Genomic DNA, 287 nt, shown 5'->3' with positions numbered 1-287 from the left:
ACGCGCGAAACGCGCGCGCCTATTTTGCCGTTCATGGACTATAAAAAGACCCTCAACCTGCCCGATACCCCCTTCCCCATGCGGGGCGACCTCGCCAAGCGCGAGCCCGCCTGGATTGCGCAGTGGGAGGAAAACCACGTCTACCAGGCCATCCGCGCCGCCAGCCGCGGCCGTCCGCGCTTCGTGCTGCACGACGGCCCGCCCTACGCCAACGGTGACATCCACATCGGCCACGCGGTCAACAAGATCCTGAAGGACATCATCGTCAAGAGCCGCAACATGGCCGG

1 protein-coding gene is annotated in these 287 nt (G+C 64.8%); it reads left to right on the top strand.

Going from position 1 to position 287, the window contains the following annotated elements; genetic code table 11:
* Positions 1-33 precede the first annotated feature (33 nt).
* Positions 34-287 (top strand): class I tRNA ligase family protein (locus SB764_RS39395; protein WP_410866665.1); only part of this gene is annotated, 254 nt, incomplete at its 3' end.

The organism is Paraburkholderia sp. SIMBA_027 (assembly GCF_046535315.1).
Lineage (GTDB): Bacteria > Pseudomonadota > Gammaproteobacteria > Burkholderiales > Burkholderiaceae > Paraburkholderia > Paraburkholderia tropica.
This window is presented reverse-complemented; position numbering and strand designations above follow the sequence as displayed.